This window comes from Bacillus sp. AFS037270 (assembly GCF_002585305.1).
In genome coordinates this window covers 41,401-61,669 of sequence record NZ_NUNF01000023.1, presented here as the reverse complement: position 1 = coordinate 61,669, position 20,269 = coordinate 41,401, and the positions used below count along the sequence as shown (strand labels likewise).

Genomic DNA, 20,269 nt, shown 5'->3' with positions numbered 1-20,269 from the left:
TAAACAAAGTATTTCCGAGAAAAACATTTTATACTTTAGCCATAGCAAGGAAATACTTTTAAGTATTAGGGAGGACTTCAGATATGTTTATTGGTGTACCTAAAGAGATTAAAAATAACGAAAATCGTGTATCACTTACTCCAGCTGGTGTTGTTTCATTAGTAAAAGCTGGTCATAATGTATTAGTAGAAAAAGACGCTGGTATTGGAAGCGGTTTCACTAATGAGGACTATTCAAAAGCGGGCGCAGAAATCATTGAAAATGTTAAAGATGTCTGGACAAAATCAGAAATGATTATGAAGGTAAAAGAGCCATTAGAGAGTGAATATCAGTATTTCCGCCAAGGGTTAATCTTATTTACTTATTTGCACCTTGCTGCTGAACCTGCTTTAGCAAAGGCACTTAAAGATAAAGGTGTTCTTGCCATTGCCTATGAAACAGTCTCTGTGAACAGAACTCTTCCGCTGCTTACCCCAATGAGTGAAGTAGCCGGTCGCATGAGCGCACAAATTGGTGCACAATTCTTACAAAAGAATAATGGCGGTCAAGGAATCCTTCTAGCTGGCGTACCAGGAGTTAACCGTGGTAAGGTAACTATTCTTGGTGGTGGTATTGTTGGAACTAATGCTGCTAAAATGGCAATTGGGCTAGGTGCTGATGTAACGATCATCGATTTAAGCGCAGACCGTTTACGCCAGTTAGATGATATTTTTGGAAATCAAGTTAAAACATTAATGTCAAATCCATATAACATCGCAGAAGCAGTTGCGGAAGCCGATCTTTTCATTGGAGCGGTGTTAATTCCAGGTGCAAAGGCTCCGAAACTAGTAACTGAAGAAATGGTGAAGACAATGAAGCCAGGATCTGTTATTGTCGATGTTGCGATTGACCAGGGCGGAATTGTTGAAACTATTGACCATGTAACAACACATGATAATCCTACTTTTGTCAAACATGGTGTGGTTCATTATTCCGTTGCCAATATGCCTGGGGCAGTTCCAAGAACCTCAACAATTGCCCTTACGAATGTTACCGTTCCATATGCATTACAAATCGCTAATAAAGGGGTTGTAAAAGCCATTTCGGAAAATGCTGCTTTAAAGCTTGGCGTTAATGTTGCAAATGGGGATATTACTTATGAAGCAGTGGCAAAAGACCTAGGATTTAAATATGTTTCAGTAGAAGAGGCACTTGCGAAAGAATCTGTTGTCATCTAATTCAGGATCCTCTCCTCCATCCATTCCAAACAGTTTAGAGGCATAAGCAAAGAGGCAGCTATTTAAAATAGCTGCCTTTACTTTATAAATATTTTCGATGTACACCTTTACCATCATATGAAAACAGCATTTTTCTTTCTTCAATCATGGTTTCTATATGGACAGGTCTGCCCCAAAGCTGGTGAATATACGGAAGTACCTTTTCAAGATACTTTACGTCTAATTCTACACCCTCATACCAGTGCATTAAGTACAGCTCTCCATTTTTCAAGAAGTCGCCATCATTGACGGTGATGTAAGGGAATCCTCCGTTTACACGCATATTCACTAATTGATCACGGACATGTTCCCATTCTTTATCAACGATCTTATAATCCCTTCCCTGCTTTTGGAAAAGATACATATCCTCTCTCATCACTAGATCTTTGTTTAAGTAATTACGCAGGAAAGATATGTCTGATTCAACTTCCCGCACCTCGAACATCTTTTCCCTGCCAGACCCTGGCTGAACACCTCTTCGTTTCATCTCTTCAGTTGGGTTATTATATCTTTCTTCGATATCCTCAAAGATTTTAATACCAAGGTAGTAAGGGTTGATTCCCGTTTTGGATGGCTGAACAACTCCCGCATTCAGTTTTGCAAATTCAATCGCTTCACCACTTGTTAAGTCCAATTCGCGTAATATCCGTTGATGCCAAAATGAGGCCCAACCCTCGTTCATGATTTTCGTTTCAAGCTGCGGCCAGAAATAGAGCATTTCCTCACGCATCATGGTTAAAATATCGCGCTGCCAGTCCTCTAACTCTCGACTAAAGGTTTCAATAAATAATAATAAGTCCTTTTCCGGTTTGGGCGGGAACTTCCTTTTCTTCGGGCTACTGATTACCTTATTTTCCTTTTCATCCAGCTTCCATAAATCATCATATGGGGTTACATTTCGCTGCTCATCATCTTCATCGTCATCTACATCTGTTATGGACCATGAAAGTTTCGGCCTCATTAGAGAAGGGTCAATGTGCTCATCAATTGCCAACACAGCGTCTAAAAAAGTTTCTACTTCCTTCTTTCCATATTGTATTTCATATTTATGGATTCGCTCTGCAGTAGCAGCCATACTTTCTACCATATCCCGCTTGGTATTCTGGAAGCGGACATTATTTTTAAAGAAATCACAATGAGCCAAAACGTGGGCAACTATTAACTTATTTTGAATAAGGGTGTTAGAATCAAGCAAAAATGCATAACAAGGGTTAGAATTTATTACGAGCTCATAAATTTTACTTAGACCTAAATCATAATGCAGTTTCATTTTATGGAATTGTTTCCCGAAGCTCCAATGTGAAAATCGAGTTGGCATACCATAAGCACCAAAAGTATAGATAATTTCAGCTGGACAGATTTCATAACGCATTGGATAAAAATCCAGACCAAAGCCTCTGGCAATTTCGGTAATTTCACTAATTGCATATTCTAGCTGCTTGCGATCTTCAACTTTCATTCCTCACTCCCCCTTTTCCTCTTAACACAATGTATGAAGAAAAGGTGGGATTGATGAGAGAGATGGCCAAAAAACAATGCAAGCCGTTATGTTTTTGTGATTCTACTGTTTAGGATAAAAGTTTATTATTAGTTATTTAATTTATTGACCCATCTTTTTAGCTTCCTTCGCAAGAAGAAGACCGACATATTTATTCCGCTTCCATTCGGTATTAAAAACTGACAGGGGCGGACTAGTTTCCCCAACTAGGTAACTAATTTCAATGGTCATAGCCGGTCTGTGATAGGTTGTAATAAACCAATCTGTAAAGCCACCGCCAAATGCCTCTGGGTCTGGTTTTGCTAATTTATAGTTGGTCAGTCTGGATACCTTCTTTGCAACCTTATAATCACGCTTCAGATGTTTTCCATTTTTGTAATTCCAAAAAATCTCCCTGCCTGCTGTATGATAAGCAACTGCAATTGAAGGTTTTATCTCTCTAATAAAATTGGTTAAAGCAATGACCTCTTTGGATTCAAAAGGTTTTTTACCTTTATAAAATGCATAGCTTGGGTTTGACTGTTCTTGGTTAAGCCTTCTCCAGCCTGCGGGGTATTGTCTGTTTAAATCCACTCCTATCCCATTAGCCTTCCATCTCTTTAAATTTCTTGAGCCTTCATTCATCTGTAACAATTGTTTTTGATAATCCGGGGAAAATGATTTGAGATTATTTTGTTGAATGGTCACTCCATCCGGATTAAGCATAGGTATAAACCAAATAGAAACCTGATTCAGGATATCTGTTGACCTAAACCCCATTCTCTGGCCTCTCTGATATGCTTCGGCATAACTCTCGAGCATGTTCATCAAAAGGGCGCTTGTCAGCCACTCTCGTCCATGATGAGCACCAATCAATACAATATTAGTTTTTCCCTCGCCTAACTTTACTCCCCAAATTTCCCTTCCAAAATGCGTTGTTCCAATTGTTTTAATTTCAATATGTTCCCGGTATTTTTTATTTATTTGTTTCAGATCTTGTTGCAGACATTCGTATGAGTACGGTTTATCCACCTTTACAATCTTCGCATCAGCCATGGAATTTGTTAGTGTGAATAAACAGAAAAGCACACAAATTAATCGACCCAATTAAGGCACCACGTTTCTATAGAAAACTTTTTTATACTGGTAAATGTTAAAAACAGCGTAAACATCAGGTGTCCAACATTTTCTGTGAAAGTTATCTGGGGAATGTCATAAAATAAAGTCAACTCCTAATAAGGAGGAGGCAAAAACGAATGAATAAACTGGATTACGACCGAGCGTTATATTATACGCACAGATCCGAATGGGACAATTTATTAATTTTAATGGTTCGGACAAAGGACCAATTCTTATCGAAAAAGATTGAACAATTCCTGCACGCATATAATTTTGAACGTGACTACACCGTGATTGAGACAAAATTATATAATCTTCTCCGTTACATTGACCATGCAAATGAATCACTTGATCCTGATGAAAATGGCTTACCGATGTATAGTCTTTCCTGAAAAATAAAGTGGATACCAAATTGTTGAGAAAAATTTTCTACCGGGAAAATAGAATTCCACCAAAAAAAAAAACGGCTTCCTAAAAGGAGGCCGTTTTATTCTTGATAAAATCAGCACCGATAAATTAAATAGTTTGAACCATTTTTACTTTCTTATCTACTAACTCCATAAAGTCATTTTCAATGGTCTGCAGCTTTTGTTTGCTTTCTGCAAGACTTGCGCTATTGACACCAAAATAAAATTTAACTTTTGGCTCTGTTCCAGACGGACGTAAGCATACCCATGATCCATCTTCAAAGATATATTTCAAAACATTAGATTTAGGTAATTGAATGGATTCTTCGCCATCTTTTGTTGCTCTAATACGAGTCAAATAATCCTCGCTAGCAAGAGTCTTAAGTGAACCCAAACTTGTTAATGGCTCATTACGGAAAGATGCTAACAGGCGTTGAATCATCTCTGCCCCTTCTTTTCCTTTCAGTGTTAAAGAACGAAGTCCTTCTTGATAGAAACCGTATTTTTCGAATACGCGGAGCATTCCTTCATAAAGGGTTAATCCTTGTTTTTTATAATGGGCACAAACCTCTGTAGCGAGCAGCGCTGCTTGAACAGCATCCTTATCACGTGCAAAGTCCCCAATTAAATAGCCGTAAGACTCTTCGTAGCCAAATAAGAAGGTATGCTCTCCTGTTGTTTCATATTCCTTGATTTTTTCTGCAATGAATTTAAATCCTGTTAAAACATCAACTGTTTCTAAATTGAATGCAGCAGCAATTCTCCGGCCTAACTCAGATGTAACAATGGTTTTTAATACAACCCCATTTTGCGGCAATTTTCCTTTTTCTTGTTTCTGAGAAAGAAGATAGTCCACTAATAAAGCACCGGTCTGATTACCTGTTAATACAATATATTCTCCCTCTTCATTAGGAACCGCAATTCCAAGTCGGTCTGCATCAGGGTCAGTTGCAATTAAAATATCCGCTCCGACCTTCTTTCCATCGCGAATCGCTAATTCAAATGCAGCGTGCTCTTCAGGATTAGGGCTTTTTACAGTTGAAAATTCAGGATCAGGCAATTCCTGTTCTTTTACAACCGATACATTACGATAGCCTAATGCCGCAAGGCCAGCTCGGACTAATTTATTGGCTGTCCCATGTAATGGAGTAAATACAATCTTAATATCGGTCTCTTCAGCAAGAGTTGGATTTTCAGATATGGTTTTTAACTTTTCAATATAGACTTGGTCAATTTCAGAACCGATTGTTTTGATTAAACCAGCATTACGTAATTCTTCCTCACTGCTAACTTCAATTAATAATTCATTTTCAATTTCATTAACCTTGGCAATTACGATATCGGCCGCTTCAGGTGGCAGCTGGCCGCCATCTGAGCCATAAACTTTATAACCATTATATTCAGGTGGATTATGGCTCGCTGTAACCACAATCCCAGAAAAAGCATTCAAATGTCTTAACGCAAATGAAAGTTCTGGTGTAGGTCGTAACTCATCAAATACATATGTTTGAATTCCTTTAGAAGCAAGAGTTTTAGCAGCTTCCAACGCAAAATCTGGCGATTTATGACGTGAATCATAGGCAATCACTACTCCGCGTTTTTTCGCCTCTTCACCATGCTCTTCTATGTATGCTGCTAATCCTGCAGAAGCTTTACGGACTGTATATGTGTTCATGCGATTTGTTCCTGCACCAATTTCTCCGCGCATTCCACCCGTACCGAACTCAAGATTTTTATAAAATATTTCTTCGAGTTGTTTTTCATTTCCCTTTAATGTTTCTAATTCATTTTTTAACTCATTGTCTAGCCCTTCAAAATCGAGCCAACTTTTCGCAATCGCTTTCCATTCCATAGATGTAATCCCTCCTATTTTTGTCCATACAATAATTCGAAGTTTAACTTCCGTTTTCCTCTAAAAATGACAGGATAAAAACCGACATTTTTCGCAAAGTACAGGAAAAGCCACTTATACTATAATCTCAAAAATATCACAATAAGAGCAAGAAATAAATAAAGCCTGTAAAAAATTACAGGCTTTTGCTTTACTACTTTTATATAATCAGTTCATTGTCTGCTTTGCTATAAATACTCAGCATTGAACTTTTTAGGCATTTTCCTTCCATAAACTGCTCAAAATCGAAAGGGAAAAACAGTCCAAATTCTTTAAGTGTAGCAACATTTTTGTTAAACACCATTTCGTATTGTTCATCCAGCGGTGACGACTCTAAAATTGAAATAACTGTTTGTATGCTTGTCATAACTTGAAATGCATCTTTTAATGTATTAAAATCCAAAGACGTATCCAAGACCTTTAATTCCTCAAATTGACTAATTTCTTCATCACTAAAATAATGAGGAAAAATATTAGAGTAAACGTACCTCACCAGTTCATTAATCTCTTCTTCTTGACTTGGTGTCGAGGCAAAAACTATTTTCACTTATCTAACCCACCTTTGCCATCGCTTATTTCTGTCGTAATATATATCATAAGAATAACATAATTCGTAGTGAATTTTGGGTGGTAATTATCACCACAGTTTAAGAAAAGCGGAAAGCGACTTGAACAGTGGCTTATGACCCCGAGCCACAAATCGCTGGACCTAGACAATTGATAAAAGGAGAAAATAATGTACATAACCAAACGAACTGGCGAATGGCTGCAAATCATTATTCCAAAGGAGTGGGAAGGTATTACCGTTGAACACCTTTTCCGACAAGTTTGGGAGGCTCCAAAAAAATTAACGCATCAATTCCGATCTGAAAATAAGGTCCTTATGGAAGGAAATCGAGTTAACTGGAACTTACCATTTACAGCAGGTGCAAAACTTCAACTCCATCTTTTTGAAGAGGACGATCCTCATGTGACCCCGAACTATCATGAGTTAAATATATTGTTTGAAGATGACCATGTTTTAATTGTCAATAAACCGCCTTTTATGAATACACACCCAAATGACCCGGTTAAAGAAACGGATTCATTAATGAATGCTGTAGCTTTTTATTTGCTATCAAAAGGTGAATCCGGTAATGTTCGCCAAATCCATCGATTAGACCGGGATACATCGGGGGCAATTCTTTTTGCAAAACACGCACTAGCAGGTGCGATCTTAGATAAAATGCTCGAAAAACGCCACATCAAAAGAACTTACATTGCCGCTGTGCACGGTCAAATTAAACAGAGGAAAGGCACCTTAAACATGCCGATTGGGCGGGACCGTCATCATGCGACTAGACGCAGAGTCTCACCTAATGGACAGGCTGCGATTACACATTATCAGGTCTTAGATATTAATAAACAAAAGAATTTTACTTTCCTAAAATGTTGGCTGGAAACGGGGAGAACTCATCAAATTAGAGTTCATTTTAGTCATTTGGGTCATCCCTTGATTGGTGATACTTTATATGGAGGTGAACCGATCACGAACAGGCAGGCTCTCCATGCCGTAAAGCTTGAATTCACAAATCCATTTACCCAAGAATCCATTATATGTCATGCCCCATTTACCGATTTGTCTGAAGTATTTCATGCAATTGATATAAATAAAATATAGAAAAAGGATGCCTCGAATAGGGAGACATCCTTTTCCTTTGTTAATTTTGTTTTAGTCTGCTTTTCTAAAGGCACGCATAATGAAGCTTAAAAGAAGCACTAAAACTGCGGCGCCAATGATAGCAGGTATTATGGCGAAATCAGCCACATTTGGTCCCCAGTCACCTAATATTGCCGTTCCTAACCATGCACCAACAAAACCTGCGATGATATTACCAATAATGCCCCCCGGAATATTTCTTCCGACTATTAAACCTGCTAACCAGCCGATTATACCACCAACAATTAATGACCAAATGAAACTCATTTAGAACACTCCTTTTTAGTATTCTTCATTTCACTTTTTTGTTTATTCCTCAGACAGTTTTGTTTAATTCATTTAACCATTGTTTTCTGCCTGTACCTATAAAGTACCCTTTTTTGTTATTTATACTCATAAAAAAATAAATAATGGATTAAAAAAAAATACAGATCCTCAGGACATAAATTTATAATACAAGGCAAAAGTAATAAAGGACTTCTTAGGTATATAGTCAGCAAGAAAAATTCAGAAAATTCTAATGTTAAGTTTTTGTAAATTTAACGTAAATTCTTTCTCATTCCGACATATTTCAGATAAAATGATTTGGGTGCGAAAGAAAACATACATTGTTTAAATTATTGGAGGTATAATCTTATGGCTAAAAAGGTAGATAAATTCTCGGCATTACTAAGTAATATTTCATCCAATCTTGATGAAAGTGTAGATTTTTTTACTGAATATAAATTAAAAAATATCAGTGATTTAAAAATCTTTTCTGAGAAAATGAAAGAGTATGAATCCAAAGGTGATACCTTCGTTCATGAAGTCATTAAAGAACTAAACGATGCCTTCATAACTCCAATTGAACGTGAGGACATTCTCCAGCTTGCGATGAGCATGGACGATGTACTAGACGGACTTGAAGCATGTGCGGCCCTTTTTGAAATGTACTCCATTACAGAAGCCGATGAATTTATGTTACAGTTTGTTGATGCGATTCAAGGCAGTGTTCACGAAATTCAGAAGGCTGTTGAATTACTATCCAACAAGAAGCTAGCTCAAATACGAGAACATGCCATTAAAATTAAGGATTTTGAATCAAAATGCGATAATATTTTAAGACAGTCAATTAAACATCTATTCACTGTGGAAAAAGATCCAATCCGTATTATTCAATATAAGGAAATTTACGAAGATCTCGAGGATATCGCAGACTTCTGTCAGACTGTAGCTAATACCCTTGAATCCATTATTATGAAAAATGCATAAGGAGCAAAAAGATGAGTCTTGTCCTAATTTTAACAATCTTAATTGTCATTGGTGCCCTTGCATTTGATTTTATTAATGGTTTTCACGATACAGCAAATGCAATCGCCACATCCGTTTCCACTAAAGCGTTAAAACCGCGTCAAGCCATACTATTAGCAGCGGTAATGAATTTTGTTGGAGCGTTAACGTTTACAGGGGTTGCTAAAACTGTATCTAAGGATATAGTTGATCCATTTACATTGCACAATGGGTCAGTGGTAATTTTAGCAGCATTACTTTCAGCTATCTTTTGGAACTTACTCACTTGGTATTTTGGAATTCCAAGCAGTTCTTCCCACGCAATTATTGGTTCTATTGCTGGCGCCGCAATTGCAGCAGAAGGATTTAATGCCTTAAACTACACTGGTTTTATCAAAATCATTGAAGCGCTAATTTTATCACCAATTTTAGCTTTTATTGTGGGATATATTGTTTATAGTATCTTTAAAGTGGCATTTAGAAATTTTAATTTAGCAAAAACGAACAAAAGATTCCGTTATATCCAAATCGCAACCGCTGCATTACAATCTTATTCACACGGAACAAATGATGCCCAAAAATCAATGGGGATCATCACCTTAGCACTTGTATCTAGTAAATATCTTTCACCCGATGCAGGAATCCCTTTCTGGGTACAAGCTTCCTGTGCAGTTGCGATGGGATTAGGAACCTCAATTGGCGGCTGGAAGATTATCAAAACTGTTGGCGGAAAAATTATGAAAATACGTCCAATTAATGGAGTAGCTGCAGATTTAACTGGTGCTGCTATTATCTTTGGTGCTACGTATATCCATTTACCAGTTAGTACAACTCATGTAATTTCTTCTGGTATCCTAGGAGTAGGTTCTGCTCATCGTTTAAAGGGCGTTAAATGGGATACAGCTCAACGGATGTTAATTACTTGGGTCATCACCCTTCCAATTACGGCATTGATTGCAGCCATTGTTTACTTTATTTTGAATTTGTTCTTTTAACTTTAAACCAGAGAACCTTCTCTGGTTTTTTTGTTGCGATTTTACAATTTAGAAGAGACCTTTAACACCTTAAAACCACCGAAGCTAAGCACCGGTGGTTTTAAGGTTGTTTATTTAGTTTGATTAATTTCCATGGTACCAAATGTTTTTTGAATGATTTCATAAGATGTTTTCAACCGTTCATAGAATGCAGGCTGGTCCCATGGTTTCCAATTATAAAATAGTGAACCCTTTTGTTTGAGCTGCCCATTCAGCGTCTTAGGAATGGTTTGTTGTACACTGCCTTTCGCTGTTGTTACAACCGCAGCCCTAATTCCACTAGTCTCCACAGAGCTTGATAATCCCTGTTTCCAAATATCCCCCATTACTTCTTTTAAGCTGGGATCTTTAACATTTAATAGCTGCCAAGCAATTCTTCCTTCTATCACCTTTTTATCCTTGCTCATACTTATATCTGTTAAAGAATCAAAATCTTTGCTGGCTGGATTAGCATTACCGTATTGTAAAACCCCTGTTTCATAATCCTGAAACGGAATGACTTTCTTTGTTGAAGGGATTGTTTGTTGTTTATTTAATGCCAGCCGAATAGGATTAAACACCCCATTATCCTTCCTTTGAGCATATGGCTCTTCAGGAATCATTTTCAAACGTTTTCCATACTGATAATAGAAGGTATCATAATAGCTATCAACCAAGATTCGTGAATCTTTTGGACCCTGGAGCTTGATAAGGAAGTCAATTCCGTAATCTGTTTTAATCTTTGCCCGCTGGTTAATCGAAATCGTTGTTTGCCCTTGATTTCCAATGGTATCAAGCAATAGATATGTGCCACCGCTATTAAAATCTATAGGTTGATTATATTTTAGTAAGAAATACAAGTAACCGCTGTCAGATGCGAAACGCACCTCTTTTACCCGTTGATTCCCCTTAGATTGGTAACCTAATTTTGTACCGGCGATTTCCCAATCTTCTGAAGTACCATCGACAACTATAGATGTTTCCTTCTTCCCTGGTTCGAATCCAAGCAAACCAAAATGCTGTTCATTTGTTTGCTGATTATTCCAATAAGGGCGGCGGTCCGGATTATCAAAGTCCATTGTGTTCCATGTCCGCTTAAACCATTCATCCTGCCAAGTAAATACAAGTCCGCCCGCATATTTCTCTGATACAATCGATTGATATAAATGCTGATCAATCTGTCCTTGTTCTTCTTCTGAATGAAATCCCTGATTCATACCGTAAGGATTTCTATGAGTTAATCCTCTTGAAGAAGGTACACCAAATTCCGCCACCAAAATTGGCATATGATGTGCTGAACGCAGATCATTCAGATACCCAGCGTAATTATTTTTCTTTCCAGCAGCATCCGTATAATCCAGATACTTCTTTTCGTAATTAAGAAAATCCGGGTAGTATGGATAGATATGATAAGAAGCAAAAAGCCCGGCTTTAAAAGACCCTGATGCCTTTACATGATTGGGATCAACAGAAACCATATCTTCTGTTTCTAGTGGTTCTGACGGGTGTTTGAGCAAATCCGTTGTAACCCAATTCGTAAAGCTCATCGAATGCTGCCAGTTATATTGCTTTGACTCATACTCTGCTGCATAATCCATCAATTCGGCCAGCCAAATTTCAAACGGACTGGCATGGACTGTTTCAAAATAGTCCCCTTTAAATTGAGCCATTCCAGAATGCTTGGTATTGGTGTTCTCTACCATTGCCGGGTCCCATTCTGTTCCTATAATCGTGCCGATGACAAACTTTGAGATATCATGTTTATAAACACCTGATGCATGACCTGGCCGTTTGGCAAGATTAGCATTTCCATGAATAATATCAACCATATTCTTTATCTCCAGCTTGGCATCATCCACATTTACCTTAGCAAATGCATCCTGTGTCTTGATCAGATTTTCTTCATTAACCCACGTTCCATGAAATAGATATAACGGTCTTTTCGCAATTTGGTTGTATTCGTAAAAAGCCTCATAAAACTGAGGAGGATGCAGAGTATAAACCCTAATGGCATTGGCATTCATTGCTCCAATTTCTTGAAACCATCGAAAATATTCTTCTTTTGTAATGCCCGCTTCTCCAGGAAAGTAGCCAGGTCTGCCAATCCCCATATTCACTCCCTTAATTAAGAAGTTCTCCCATTTTCCATTCTTTTGAATTTGGATATAGGAAGCATTGGTTTTACTATTAGTCTTTACTCCATTCTCTTCAACCAGTTCGATTTTCTCTTGCTTCTCAACGTGTTTTAACCCATTTTTGAGTATATCTTTCATCATCGGAACATAGGCTGTCCAATAAAAAGAATGATTTGACCCGAATGTCTTTTTCCACTTATCCAAACCTTGTGTTTGATAAATCCCCGGCACATCTGCATCATCAGCATAGTCGCCGGAAAAATAATAGGAGGAGTATCTCGCATTTTTGTGATATATGACAGCAGGAAACTGATTGGGTATTCCGTACCCCTTCAATTTCTCACTGGCCTTTTTCGAAACAGGCAGCTGATAATTCGCTAAGATCTCATTATTATTTTTCGCATCAATAATATCGAACCAATACTGATACGTCCCGTCTATTTGTTGCGAAAAGTGTTTTTGTCCTAGACTGGTTAATTTAAAGTTGAGTCCTGAATGGTGGACGTCATCTTCCCCTATTACAACCACATAATTATTTTTACTTACAAATACAAATCCCTCTCCATTGAAAGCCCATTTTTCTCTTTGTTTTTGATAATTCTGTTTTACCCATTGAGGTACTTCATTACTATTCAAATCAGAAAAATATCTGCCAATCCATCCAGACCACTCCACATTAAGCAAATTTGAAATTTCCGCCCTGGCCGGTTCGGATGTTGGACTAGCAAATGTATTGAATTCTGCAATTAAAGTTTTTGATTTTGATTGAATAAGTGCCTTTTTCATTTGGTTAACTTCACTTAGTGTCAGACCTCCATAAATCTTGCCTGACCTGCGACCAGTGGGATTCTGTCCATAAAATTCGTTTTTATAGACACCGTACTGATCTGTCAAATAGAAAACATCATATTTTTTTAAATCCTTGGGTAAAGGGACAATGGTATATTGCTGATTCTTTTTCGGCGCAAAGCCTTTATAATCATTTTTTGCTGAATAGGGTTCTTGCCCATTCTTAAAATACTTGGCATTGTTTAAAACCCACACCAATCCCTTATGTTCCCGGTATGTCGTATTAGGTACGGTTTTATCTACAATTAGCACATTCAATTTTTTTTCTGGCTGTAATTTCCATAACCAAAAAGGGCTTGTTAGAACTACCAAAAAAATCATAGTATAGACAAATAGGTGGATTGATTTTTTCATTTTGATACACCTTTTCTTTTCATTTCTCCCCAGCTTGTATCTCCTTTTATGATTTGCAAGATCCCCTCACAGCGCCATAAAACGGTCATAGGCCGATACCAGATCGTTTCTGTTAATGAATATAGAAAAAGCTTAAGGATATCTGTTACCTTTGGATATTTGGTTAAGCTCCACTCCTCTAAAAGGACGGCAGCCATTGAAAAAATCGACCCATACAAGCAAGAAAGTAAAAACAGCAAAATGGAAAATTCGATGTAGGTTCCCCCGAGAAGCAAGCATAATATCATAAAAATATAGCCAGATAGCTCAATAATCGGGCCGAAAAACTCTACAATCCAAAAATAAGGAAATGCAAGAAGACCAATTGATCCATATTTAGGATTAAAGGTTAATTTACGATGGGTCCATAAACTTTCAAATAGCCCTCTATGCCATCTTCTTCGCTGTCTCCGCAAAAATGTCATGTCCTCAGGCACTTCTGTCCAACAAACGGGATCTGGGACGTATACAATCTTCTTTTTCAGGCCCTTTTCTTTTAATAAACGATGTATTCGCACCACAAGTTCCATATCTTCACCAACCGTATCGGTTCGATAGCCTCCTGCGGCAATTACCCAATGCTTAGAAAAAACACCAAAGGCACCAGAGATAATAAGGAGGAGATTGTGTCTGCTGAGACCAATTCTCCCCATTAAGAATGCTCGTAAGTATTCAATTATCTGCATCACTACCAATGGCTTATTGGATAGGCCAACACTCTGAAGATGACCATGTTGAATTTCACAGCCATTGGCAATCCTCACACTGCCTCCGGAAGCAATTACTTCTTCAGCCGAGTCCACAATTGGTTTCATTACCTTCAAAAAAGCATCTTCTTCAAGAACCGAATCACCATCCAAAGAGCAAAAATAAGGATAATGAGAGAAGTTAAGTCCGACATTAAGGGCATCTGCTTTTCCTCCGTTTTCCTTGTCAATCAGGAAAAGGTTGGATAGAATCGATGATTGATATATCTTTTTGATAGGTTTAGTATTGACTTGAATTCTAACCACTTTTTTGATTTCCTTCATATCATAGAATTCAATCATCTTTTCCAAGGTGTGATCCTTGGAACCATCATTTACTACAATTATTTCAAAGCTTGGATAGTTTACACTTAATAGTGAGCGAACACTTTGAATAATACCAGCTTCTTCATTGTAAGCAGGAACAATAATTGAAACAGGTTTGGTATAAATTTCGTCTAAATAATCTTCGTAAGCCTGTATTCGATCAAGCTGGTATTCTTTTCGAAGTTGAAAACAGGAGATAATAAGAATTACCGAATAAAAAATAATGACTATTACCATATAAACTGCAATAAACCAGGCAAAAGCCGTTACAATATTTCCCCAATGAATAAATGGCATCCGTTTATACCCCTTTATGCAGCCATTCCCAGGCCATATCTTTTGCAAATGTATCTTTTGACGAATCTAAAACAGTTCGAAGGATCTCTTTACCGTGGCTAAATTGACTGATGGCCTGTCCAGCCTGTGACCGAACCCACCAAGTCCTGTCATGCATTAGCTCAATCAACCTCGGTATTGCTTTTTCTTCTTTCAATGAACCAATTAATTTGATTGCAACCATTCGTTCTTCCCATTTATCTGAATAGAGAAGTTCTAAGTATGGATCACTATTCTTTACATATCCAATTTCGGCCAATGCCTTTAAGGCCCTTAACCTTATTTCTCCAGAATAGCTCGAGAAAGTTTTCTCTAAGAAATGGTTATAGCTGACCTCTCGCTTACTTGCAATCACATCCATTATTGCTTTTTGAAGCGGCAAGCCTGCTTGATGAAAATGGAGTACATATTGGTCAAATTTCTTCTGTTCTAATGGCATTAGGATATGGCGATAATCAAATTCGGTTAGGTCTTGATATTTAGTGGTCAACAGGTCAAATAGCTTAGAAAATTGAAATAAAGCCAATATTCTCAAGATATGAATCTTCTCTTGGTGTGTAAGTTGTTTCCTGTTTAATAACCTGAAAACATCTTCCATAAGGTTTATCATATTAAAATCCTCAATATGATAAAGAGTATTCATTCTAGTACTCCATTTGTGGCTTTGAAGCCGCTTTTGATAATAATCCGATAAGTACATCGATGCTAGTTTTGATAAACGATTCTTTTCCTCATCCCCTTCGATTACCTTTGTGTACCTGCTTAGCAATTGTTCAAGGGCCTTTTGTTGTATAACCGTTTCTGGAGTTAGTTTCCTTGAAAAACTACCCTCAATTAAGATCGAAGAAATAAGAGGATTATAGATTTCACGATAATGTTCAATCTTTTTCCTTTTCTGAATCTCAATTATTTTTCTGATTGTTAAGTACCCAAGCAAAAACACAAGAATCCCTACTAAGGATAGGGTTAAAACGGAAAGGAACAGCAACTCATCTGTAAACAAATTAATTCATCCTTTTAATTAACCTTTGTATTCTAGCCTGCAGCTCCTTAATGCTAAAGGGTTTAGTGACATAATCATCAGCGCCAAGCGCTAAGGCCTTTTCAATATCTGCTTCGCTTTTTCTCCCGGTCAGCATAAGGACATGAACTTTATGACTACTTTTTATCTTTTGGACCTTTTGTAAAACTTCAATCCCATCCATTATTGGCATCACACCGTCAATTATTAAAAAATGGTCTCCTTTTTCCTCTAATCTATTTGATTTGAAAAACTGTACCCCATCTCCAAATTCCGCTAAACTTACATCAAAATTAGAAAAATCCATTACATTAAGAATTCGCATCAGCATGGTCCTAATAATAGGATCATCATCAATGATAGAAACAAATAATTTTCTTTTGGTTATGTCGTCCGTCCAGTCATTTACGATTTCCTCATGTGGATCGCTGTCTGCTTTTGCTGCTGATAGGGCTTGATTAAATAATTCTTTTCTTTTTAAATGACGGACAATCCGAACAGTCAATTCTTCTACATCAATCGGTTTTTCAATAAAATCATCGGCACCAAGTTTGAATGCCTTGATTCTTGTTTCCCGGTCATTCATCAAACTAATCATAATTTTCGATACAAAGTGTTGATGTGTATGATGCTCAATCTCCTCCAGTAACTTGAGTCCACTGATTCCATGTAAATTTATATCGATAATTACACAGTCAGGATTTAAATCGTAGTATTGCGAAATTGCCTTAGCAGGGTCTGTATTTACAACTACTATCCAACCCTTTTCCTCCAAGGCAGCTTTGAGAAGAATGAGCATCGAAATATCATCATCGATGATTTGAATGAGTGGAACATTTTCGTCATGGCGGCGCACAATATGTTTCACCGCTTCCTTATTAGAGAGAATTTCATATTCATTTGTCAGATTAAATAATCCATCTAAAAACGTTCGTAATTCTTCTTTTTCCCAAAGTCTTTCCTCTTCTGCTTTGATTTGCTCTAATAAAAATCCAATTAGCTGGTGGAGACCGACTAACTGTAACGTCCCTGCACTGCTGTAAAGGGAATGTAGAAATCGATAAACTTCTAAATTGCTGATTTCGGACTTGGTGTAAAACCACATAGACAACTGACTGTTTACCTTTAGAACAAGTGAATACTTATATTTATTTAAGTCCATTAACTGCCTGCACCTCAATTTAATTAGGGGAAACTGATCACTTTGGTACTACTCTTTAGTGATAAGTCTGTGTTTATCTTGAGTGTATTATGAATTGATAAGAAATACTACGGAAAGGGTCGAAAAAGGTCGAATTTTTTAAAAAAATATAAAAAAAGGATTCCTATTATGGAATCCAAGATAATATCATGCTAAATTTTTCACCTTACTGGTACAGCTCTCCATTGCTGCAATGATTGCTCCCCGAAATTGTTTACTTTCAAGAGTTGCAACTGCTTCAATTGTTGCTCCCCCGGGTGTACAAACTTGATCTTTCAACTCTCCGGGGTGTCTGCCTGTTTCCAGAACCATCTTGGCAGCCCCAAGTACAGCTTGTGCCGCCAGCCGATAGGCCTTATCTCGTGGAATTCCTTGTCGTACTCCCCCATCCGCCATTGCTTCTATTAACATATAGACATAGGCCGGTGATGAACCACTGATAGACGGTACCGCATCCATTAGGTTCTCCTCCAAACGCTCCGTTTGACCAAAGGATTGAAACAATTGTTCTACCGCCATTAGCTCTTCCTCAGTGATATATTTATTTGGACAAAGGGCACTCATTCCTTCCCCCACTAACGAAGGGGTATTAGGCATAGTCCGTACGGATTTAACCTGTAAACCAAATAAACGTTCAATGTCTCCTAAAGTAATCCCCGCTGCGATCGTAACAATAATAGTATCTTGATTTATTTCATTCTTAATTTCATTGATAATTCCTGCGTGCTGGTCAGGTTTCACTGCTAGAATGAGAATGTCAGCAAACCTTGCCACATCCTTATTGTTTAATGATCCAAGAATACCATATTTTTCAGAAACGGCCTTTAGTGTCCTTTCAGTTGCAGCACTAGCCATTATATTGTCTTTAGTAACCCCATTTGCTTTTACTATTCCCTCTATCATAGCTTGAGCCATTTTTCCTGCCCCGATGAAACCGATCCTTTTTAACATAATTCTCATTCCTTAATTTTTATATTTACTCTTCTTCCGATAAATAAAAAAAAGAGAAGTTATTCAATAAAAATAGCTTCTCTTTTTTTATTTGGCCATTCAGCTAAAAATTAATGACGTACTAACTTCATTATCCAATCTAGAACAACACCGCCAAAATAAACACCAAATACACCTATTACGGCAGAAAATACAGGCGGTGCTGGTAAAGGTAATTTTAAGAACCTAAATAACATTCCTACAATTAATCCAGCAATTAAGGCCAATATAACTTCTTTCATAAATGTTACCCTCACATTTAATTAATAGTTGTTATTAGAAAGTTCCCCCTTAGCAATGGAAACACCTGAACTAGCACCAATGCGGGTAGCTCCAGCTTCCACCATCGCCAACGCATCTTCACGGCTTCTAACACCGCCTGAAGCCTTGACTCCAACGTTAGCCCCTACTGTTTGACGCATTAAACGGATATCCGGGGCAGTTGCTCCGCCTGTCGAGAATCCAGTTGAAGTTTTAACAAAGTCAGCCCCTGCTTTAACAGCAAGTTCACAAGCCCTAATCTTTTCTGCGTCTGTCAGTAAGCATGTTTCAATAATTACCTTAACTAGTGCTTTACCCTTTGCCGCCTCAACGACAGCACGAATATCTTTTTCAACTATTTCATCCTGTTGGTCCTTTAGCGCAGAAATGTTGATGACCATATCCACCTCATCCGCACCGTTTTCGATCGCATTTTTCGTTTCAAATGCCTTTGTTTCTGTTGTTGATGCTCCTAATGGAAATCCAATCACTGTACATACCTTTACTTCAGGAGTATCAGCAAGCAGTTCAGCTGCTGTTTTAACCCATGTTGGATTAACACATACAGATGCAAATAAATACTCTTTCGCCTCATTGATAATTTTAAGGATTTCTTCTTTCGTTGCATCTGCTTTTAATAATGTATGATCTATCATTTTGACAATATTTTGAGTCATCTTAATTTCCCCCTGATATTTTTTTGTTATACAGATTCTATATCCATTTTTATAACAACATAACTATAACAAACGACATGAACATTTGTAAACATCTATATGAACAAATGTAAAATCAACATCTTCATATATAACAATAAATGTATTACTATTTATCAATCAGGAATTTTGCCGTAAATTGATCGGTAATGAGAACATTTGCATATTTTCCGATTAAGGCACCATAAATTCCATCTATTTTGTTGGGTCCCCCAGCTACAACAATGGAATATTCTTTCTTACTTAGCTCATCAAGATTCACACCCAAGGTCCTTTCATTTAAGCTCTCATTACAAATTTGTCCATCCTTATCAAAGAATCGCGAACAAATATCACCAACTGCCTTGCCAGAAAGTGATTCCAAATCACTGTCAGTAAAATATCCTAATTGAAACAATAAAGAGTCTGTCTTAATCGATCCTATTGTAAACAGAGCAATATTAGCCTGTTTTCCCATTTCTAAAATTCTTCGGATATGGCGGTCTGCCTCCATTGCTTGTTTTACAACTACATGATCGACTATGGCAGGCAAGGGAAGATTTAGTGGTGTCGTATTGAATGCCTTACCAAATAGATATAGAATCTCTGATGCATATGTATTGGTTTCCGCATGACTTACACCGCCTTTTAATTGGACAACTTTGACGTTTTTTACAAATTTCTGTCTTAGTTCAATTGCAATATGATAGAGAGTCGTCCCCCATGTAACTCCGATAATGTCCTCATCTTTAACAATGCCCTCCAAGTAATTCGCAGCCATTTCACCAAGATAATTTTTAATTATATGTTCTTCATATTGTGGTATAGAAGCGACAATCGCTTTTTTTAAATGGAACTTTTTTTCTAATTGGGAAGCTAAATTTTCAACATTCTCAGTCGGGTCCATTATAGAAATTTTGACTATGCCCTCACTCTTTGCCTGCTGTAACAAACGTGATACAGTTGGACGGGAAACACCCAAAATCTTAGCAATGTCATTTTGGTTATAATCCAATAAATAATATAACTTCGCCGCTTCAATAACTTTGTTCAATTTATCTTGTTCCATTTTATCACCTATACAGTTTTTGATTTTCTTTATTGTAACAAATAACTGGGATGTAATTCACTGATCTTTTACATTTGTGATACTTACTTTGAACATTTTTTCATATTAATTATCT

Annotated in this window: 18 protein-coding genes; 5 read left to right on the top strand and 13 right to left on the bottom strand. The window is 37.3% G+C overall.

What is annotated here, in order from left to right:
* The first annotated feature begins 83 nt into the window (after positions 1-83).
* Positions 84-1,217, top strand: a complete 1,134-nt coding sequence (ald, locus tag COD92_RS12140) for an alanine dehydrogenase (protein ID WP_098529717.1) — start codon at positions 84-86, stop codon at positions 1,215-1,217.
* An 82-nt stretch (positions 1,218-1,299) separates the two neighbouring features.
* Here ald and COD92_RS12135 read toward each other — a convergent pair whose 3' ends face one another.
* Both COD92_RS12135 and COD92_RS12130 read right to left on the bottom strand, forming a co-directional pair.
* Complete coding sequence (locus COD92_RS12135) at positions 1,300-2,715, bottom strand: SpoVR family protein (protein WP_098529716.1); 1,416 nt, start codon at positions 2,713-2,715, stop codon at positions 1,300-1,302.
* A gap of 141 nt (positions 2,716-2,856) precedes the next feature.
* Complete coding sequence (locus tag COD92_RS12130) at positions 2,857-3,765, bottom strand: M14 family zinc carboxypeptidase (RefSeq protein ID WP_218014472.1); 909 nt, start codon at positions 3,763-3,765, stop codon at positions 2,857-2,859.
* 224 nt (positions 3,766-3,989) lie between these two features.
* On the opposite strand from COD92_RS12130, the gene COD92_RS12125 reads away from it, so the two are divergent.
* Positions 3,990-4,244: a YhdB family protein gene (locus tag COD92_RS12125; RefSeq protein ID WP_098529714.1), complete on the top strand. Its 255-nt coding sequence runs from the start codon at positions 3,990-3,992 to the stop codon at positions 4,242-4,244.
* A gap of 124 nt (positions 4,245-4,368) precedes the next feature.
* On the opposite strand, the gene COD92_RS12120 is transcribed toward COD92_RS12125, so the two are convergent.
* Positions 4,369-6,111 (bottom strand): phospho-sugar mutase, encoded by a 1,743-nt coding sequence (locus COD92_RS12120; protein WP_098529713.1) that lies wholly within the window; start codon positions 6,109-6,111, stop codon positions 4,369-4,371.
* 199 nt (positions 6,112-6,310) lie between these two features.
* Entirely contained in the window at positions 6,311-6,697 is a 387-nt protein-coding gene (locus COD92_RS12115; protein ID WP_098996356.1) for a YhcU family protein, read from the bottom strand.
* A 189-nt stretch (positions 6,698-6,886) separates the two neighbouring features.
* Between COD92_RS12115 and COD92_RS12110 the strand changes: the two genes are divergently transcribed.
* Positions 6,887-7,810: an RluA family pseudouridine synthase gene (locus tag COD92_RS12110; protein WP_098996355.1), complete on the top strand. Its 924-nt coding sequence runs from the start codon at positions 6,887-6,889 to the stop codon at positions 7,808-7,810.
* A 51-nt stretch (positions 7,811-7,861) separates the two neighbouring features.
* On the opposite strand, the gene COD92_RS12105 is transcribed toward COD92_RS12110, so the two are convergent.
* A complete protein-coding gene (locus tag COD92_RS12105; protein WP_098529710.1) occupies positions 7,862-8,116 on the bottom strand; it encodes a GlsB/YeaQ/YmgE family stress response membrane protein in 255 nt (84 codons plus the stop codon).
* A gap of 369 nt (positions 8,117-8,485) precedes the next feature.
* Between COD92_RS12105 and COD92_RS12100 the strand changes: the two genes are divergently transcribed.
* Together COD92_RS12100 and COD92_RS12095 are read left to right on the top strand one after the other, a co-directional pair.
* Positions 8,486-9,100, top strand: a complete 615-nt coding sequence (locus tag COD92_RS12100) for a DUF47 domain-containing protein (RefSeq protein ID WP_098529709.1) — start codon at positions 8,486-8,488, stop codon at positions 9,098-9,100.
* Between the two features lie 11 nt (positions 9,101-9,111).
* Positions 9,112-10,113, top strand: a complete 1,002-nt coding sequence (locus tag COD92_RS12095) for an inorganic phosphate transporter (RefSeq protein WP_098529708.1) — start codon at positions 9,112-9,114, stop codon at positions 10,111-10,113.
* A gap of 110 nt (positions 10,114-10,223) precedes the next feature.
* On the opposite strand, the gene COD92_RS12090 is transcribed toward COD92_RS12095, so the two are convergent.
* From COD92_RS12090 to COD92_RS12055, 8 genes are all read right to left on the bottom strand, one after another.
* Positions 10,224-13,469 (bottom strand): hypothetical protein, encoded by a 3,246-nt coding sequence (locus tag COD92_RS12090; RefSeq protein WP_098996354.1) that lies wholly within the window; start codon positions 13,467-13,469, stop codon positions 10,224-10,226.
* Positions 13,466-14,878, bottom strand: a complete 1,413-nt coding sequence (locus COD92_RS12085; protein WP_098996353.1) for a glycosyltransferase family 2 protein — start codon at positions 14,876-14,878, stop codon at positions 13,466-13,468. The genes COD92_RS12090 and COD92_RS12085 overlap by 4 nt, the downstream gene beginning before the upstream one ends.
* 4 nt (positions 14,879-14,882) lie before the next feature.
* The gene (locus tag COD92_RS12080) at positions 14,883-15,920 is read right to left on the bottom strand and encodes a HEAT repeat domain-containing protein (RefSeq protein ID WP_098529705.1); all 1,038 of its coding nucleotides are present in this window, start codon (positions 15,918-15,920) and stop codon (positions 14,883-14,885) included.
* A 1-nt stretch (position 15,921) separates the two neighbouring features.
* Positions 15,922-17,100, bottom strand: coding sequence for a response regulator (locus tag COD92_RS12075; RefSeq protein ID WP_098996352.1), 1,179 nt, complete (start codon positions 17,098-17,100; stop codon positions 15,922-15,924).
* Positions 17,101-17,286: 186 nt separating this feature from the next.
* Entirely contained in the window at positions 17,287-18,090 is an 804-nt protein-coding gene (proC, locus tag COD92_RS12070; protein WP_098529703.1) for a pyrroline-5-carboxylate reductase, read from the bottom strand.
* A gap of 110 nt (positions 18,091-18,200) precedes the next feature.
* A complete protein-coding gene (locus COD92_RS12065; protein WP_098529702.1) occupies positions 18,201-18,371 on the bottom strand; it encodes a XapX domain-containing protein in 171 nt (56 codons plus the stop codon).
* Positions 18,372-18,392: 21 nt separating this feature from the next.
* On the bottom strand, positions 18,393-19,067 hold the full coding sequence (gene deoC / locus COD92_RS12060) for a deoxyribose-phosphate aldolase (protein WP_098529701.1): 675 nt from the start codon (positions 19,065-19,067) through the stop codon (positions 18,393-18,395).
* Between the two features lie 148 nt (positions 19,068-19,215).
* Positions 19,216-20,154 (bottom strand): DNA-binding transcriptional repressor DeoR, encoded by a 939-nt coding sequence (locus COD92_RS12055; protein ID WP_098529700.1) that lies wholly within the window; start codon positions 20,152-20,154, stop codon positions 19,216-19,218.
* Positions 20,155-20,269: the final 115 nt, after the last annotated feature.

Coding starts and splice junctions, on each gene's coding strand:
- proC (WP_098529703.1), bottom strand. CDS start 18,090: ATGTTAAAAAGGATCGGTTTCATCGGGGCAGGAAAAATGGCTCAAGCT.
- COD92_RS12085 (WP_098996353.1), bottom strand. CDS start 14,878: ATGCCATTTATTCATTGGGGAAATATTGTAACGGCTTTTGCCTGGTTT.
- COD92_RS12135 (WP_098529716.1), bottom strand. CDS start 2,715: ATGAAAGTTGAAGATCGCAAGCAGCTAGAATATGCAATTAGTGAAATT.
- COD92_RS12095 (WP_098529708.1), top strand. CDS start 9,112: ATGAGTCTTGTCCTAATTTTAACAATCTTAATTGTCATTGGTGCCCTT.
- COD92_RS12105 (WP_098529710.1), bottom strand. CDS start 8,116: ATGAGTTTCATTTGGTCATTAATTGTTGGTGGTATAATCGGCTGGTTA.
- COD92_RS12110 (WP_098996355.1), top strand. CDS start 6,887: ATGTACATAACCAAACGAACTGGCGAATGGCTGCAAATCATTATTCCA.
- COD92_RS12125 (WP_098529714.1), top strand. CDS start 3,990: ATGAATAAACTGGATTACGACCGAGCGTTATATTATACGCACAGATCC.
- COD92_RS12090 (WP_098996354.1), bottom strand. CDS start 13,469: ATGAAAAAATCAATCCACCTATTTGTCTATACTATGATTTTTTTGGTA.
- COD92_RS12100 (WP_098529709.1), top strand. CDS start 8,486: ATGGCTAAAAAGGTAGATAAATTCTCGGCATTACTAAGTAATATTTCA.
- COD92_RS12055 (WP_098529700.1), bottom strand. CDS start 20,154: ATGGAACAAGATAAATTGAACAAAGTTATTGAAGCGGCGAAGTTATAT.
- COD92_RS12120 (WP_098529713.1), bottom strand. CDS start 6,111: ATGGAATGGAAAGCGATTGCGAAAAGTTGGCTCGATTTTGAAGGGCTA.
- COD92_RS12065 (WP_098529702.1), bottom strand. CDS start 18,371: ATGAAAGAAGTTATATTGGCCTTAATTGCTGGATTAATTGTAGGAATG.
- COD92_RS12075 (WP_098996352.1), bottom strand. CDS start 17,100: ATGGACTTAAATAAATATAAGTATTCACTTGTTCTAAAGGTAAACAGT.
- ald (WP_098529717.1), top strand. CDS start 84: ATGTTTATTGGTGTACCTAAAGAGATTAAAAATAACGAAAATCGTGTA.
- deoC (WP_098529701.1), bottom strand. CDS start 19,067: ATGACTCAAAATATTGTCAAAATGATAGATCATACATTATTAAAAGCA.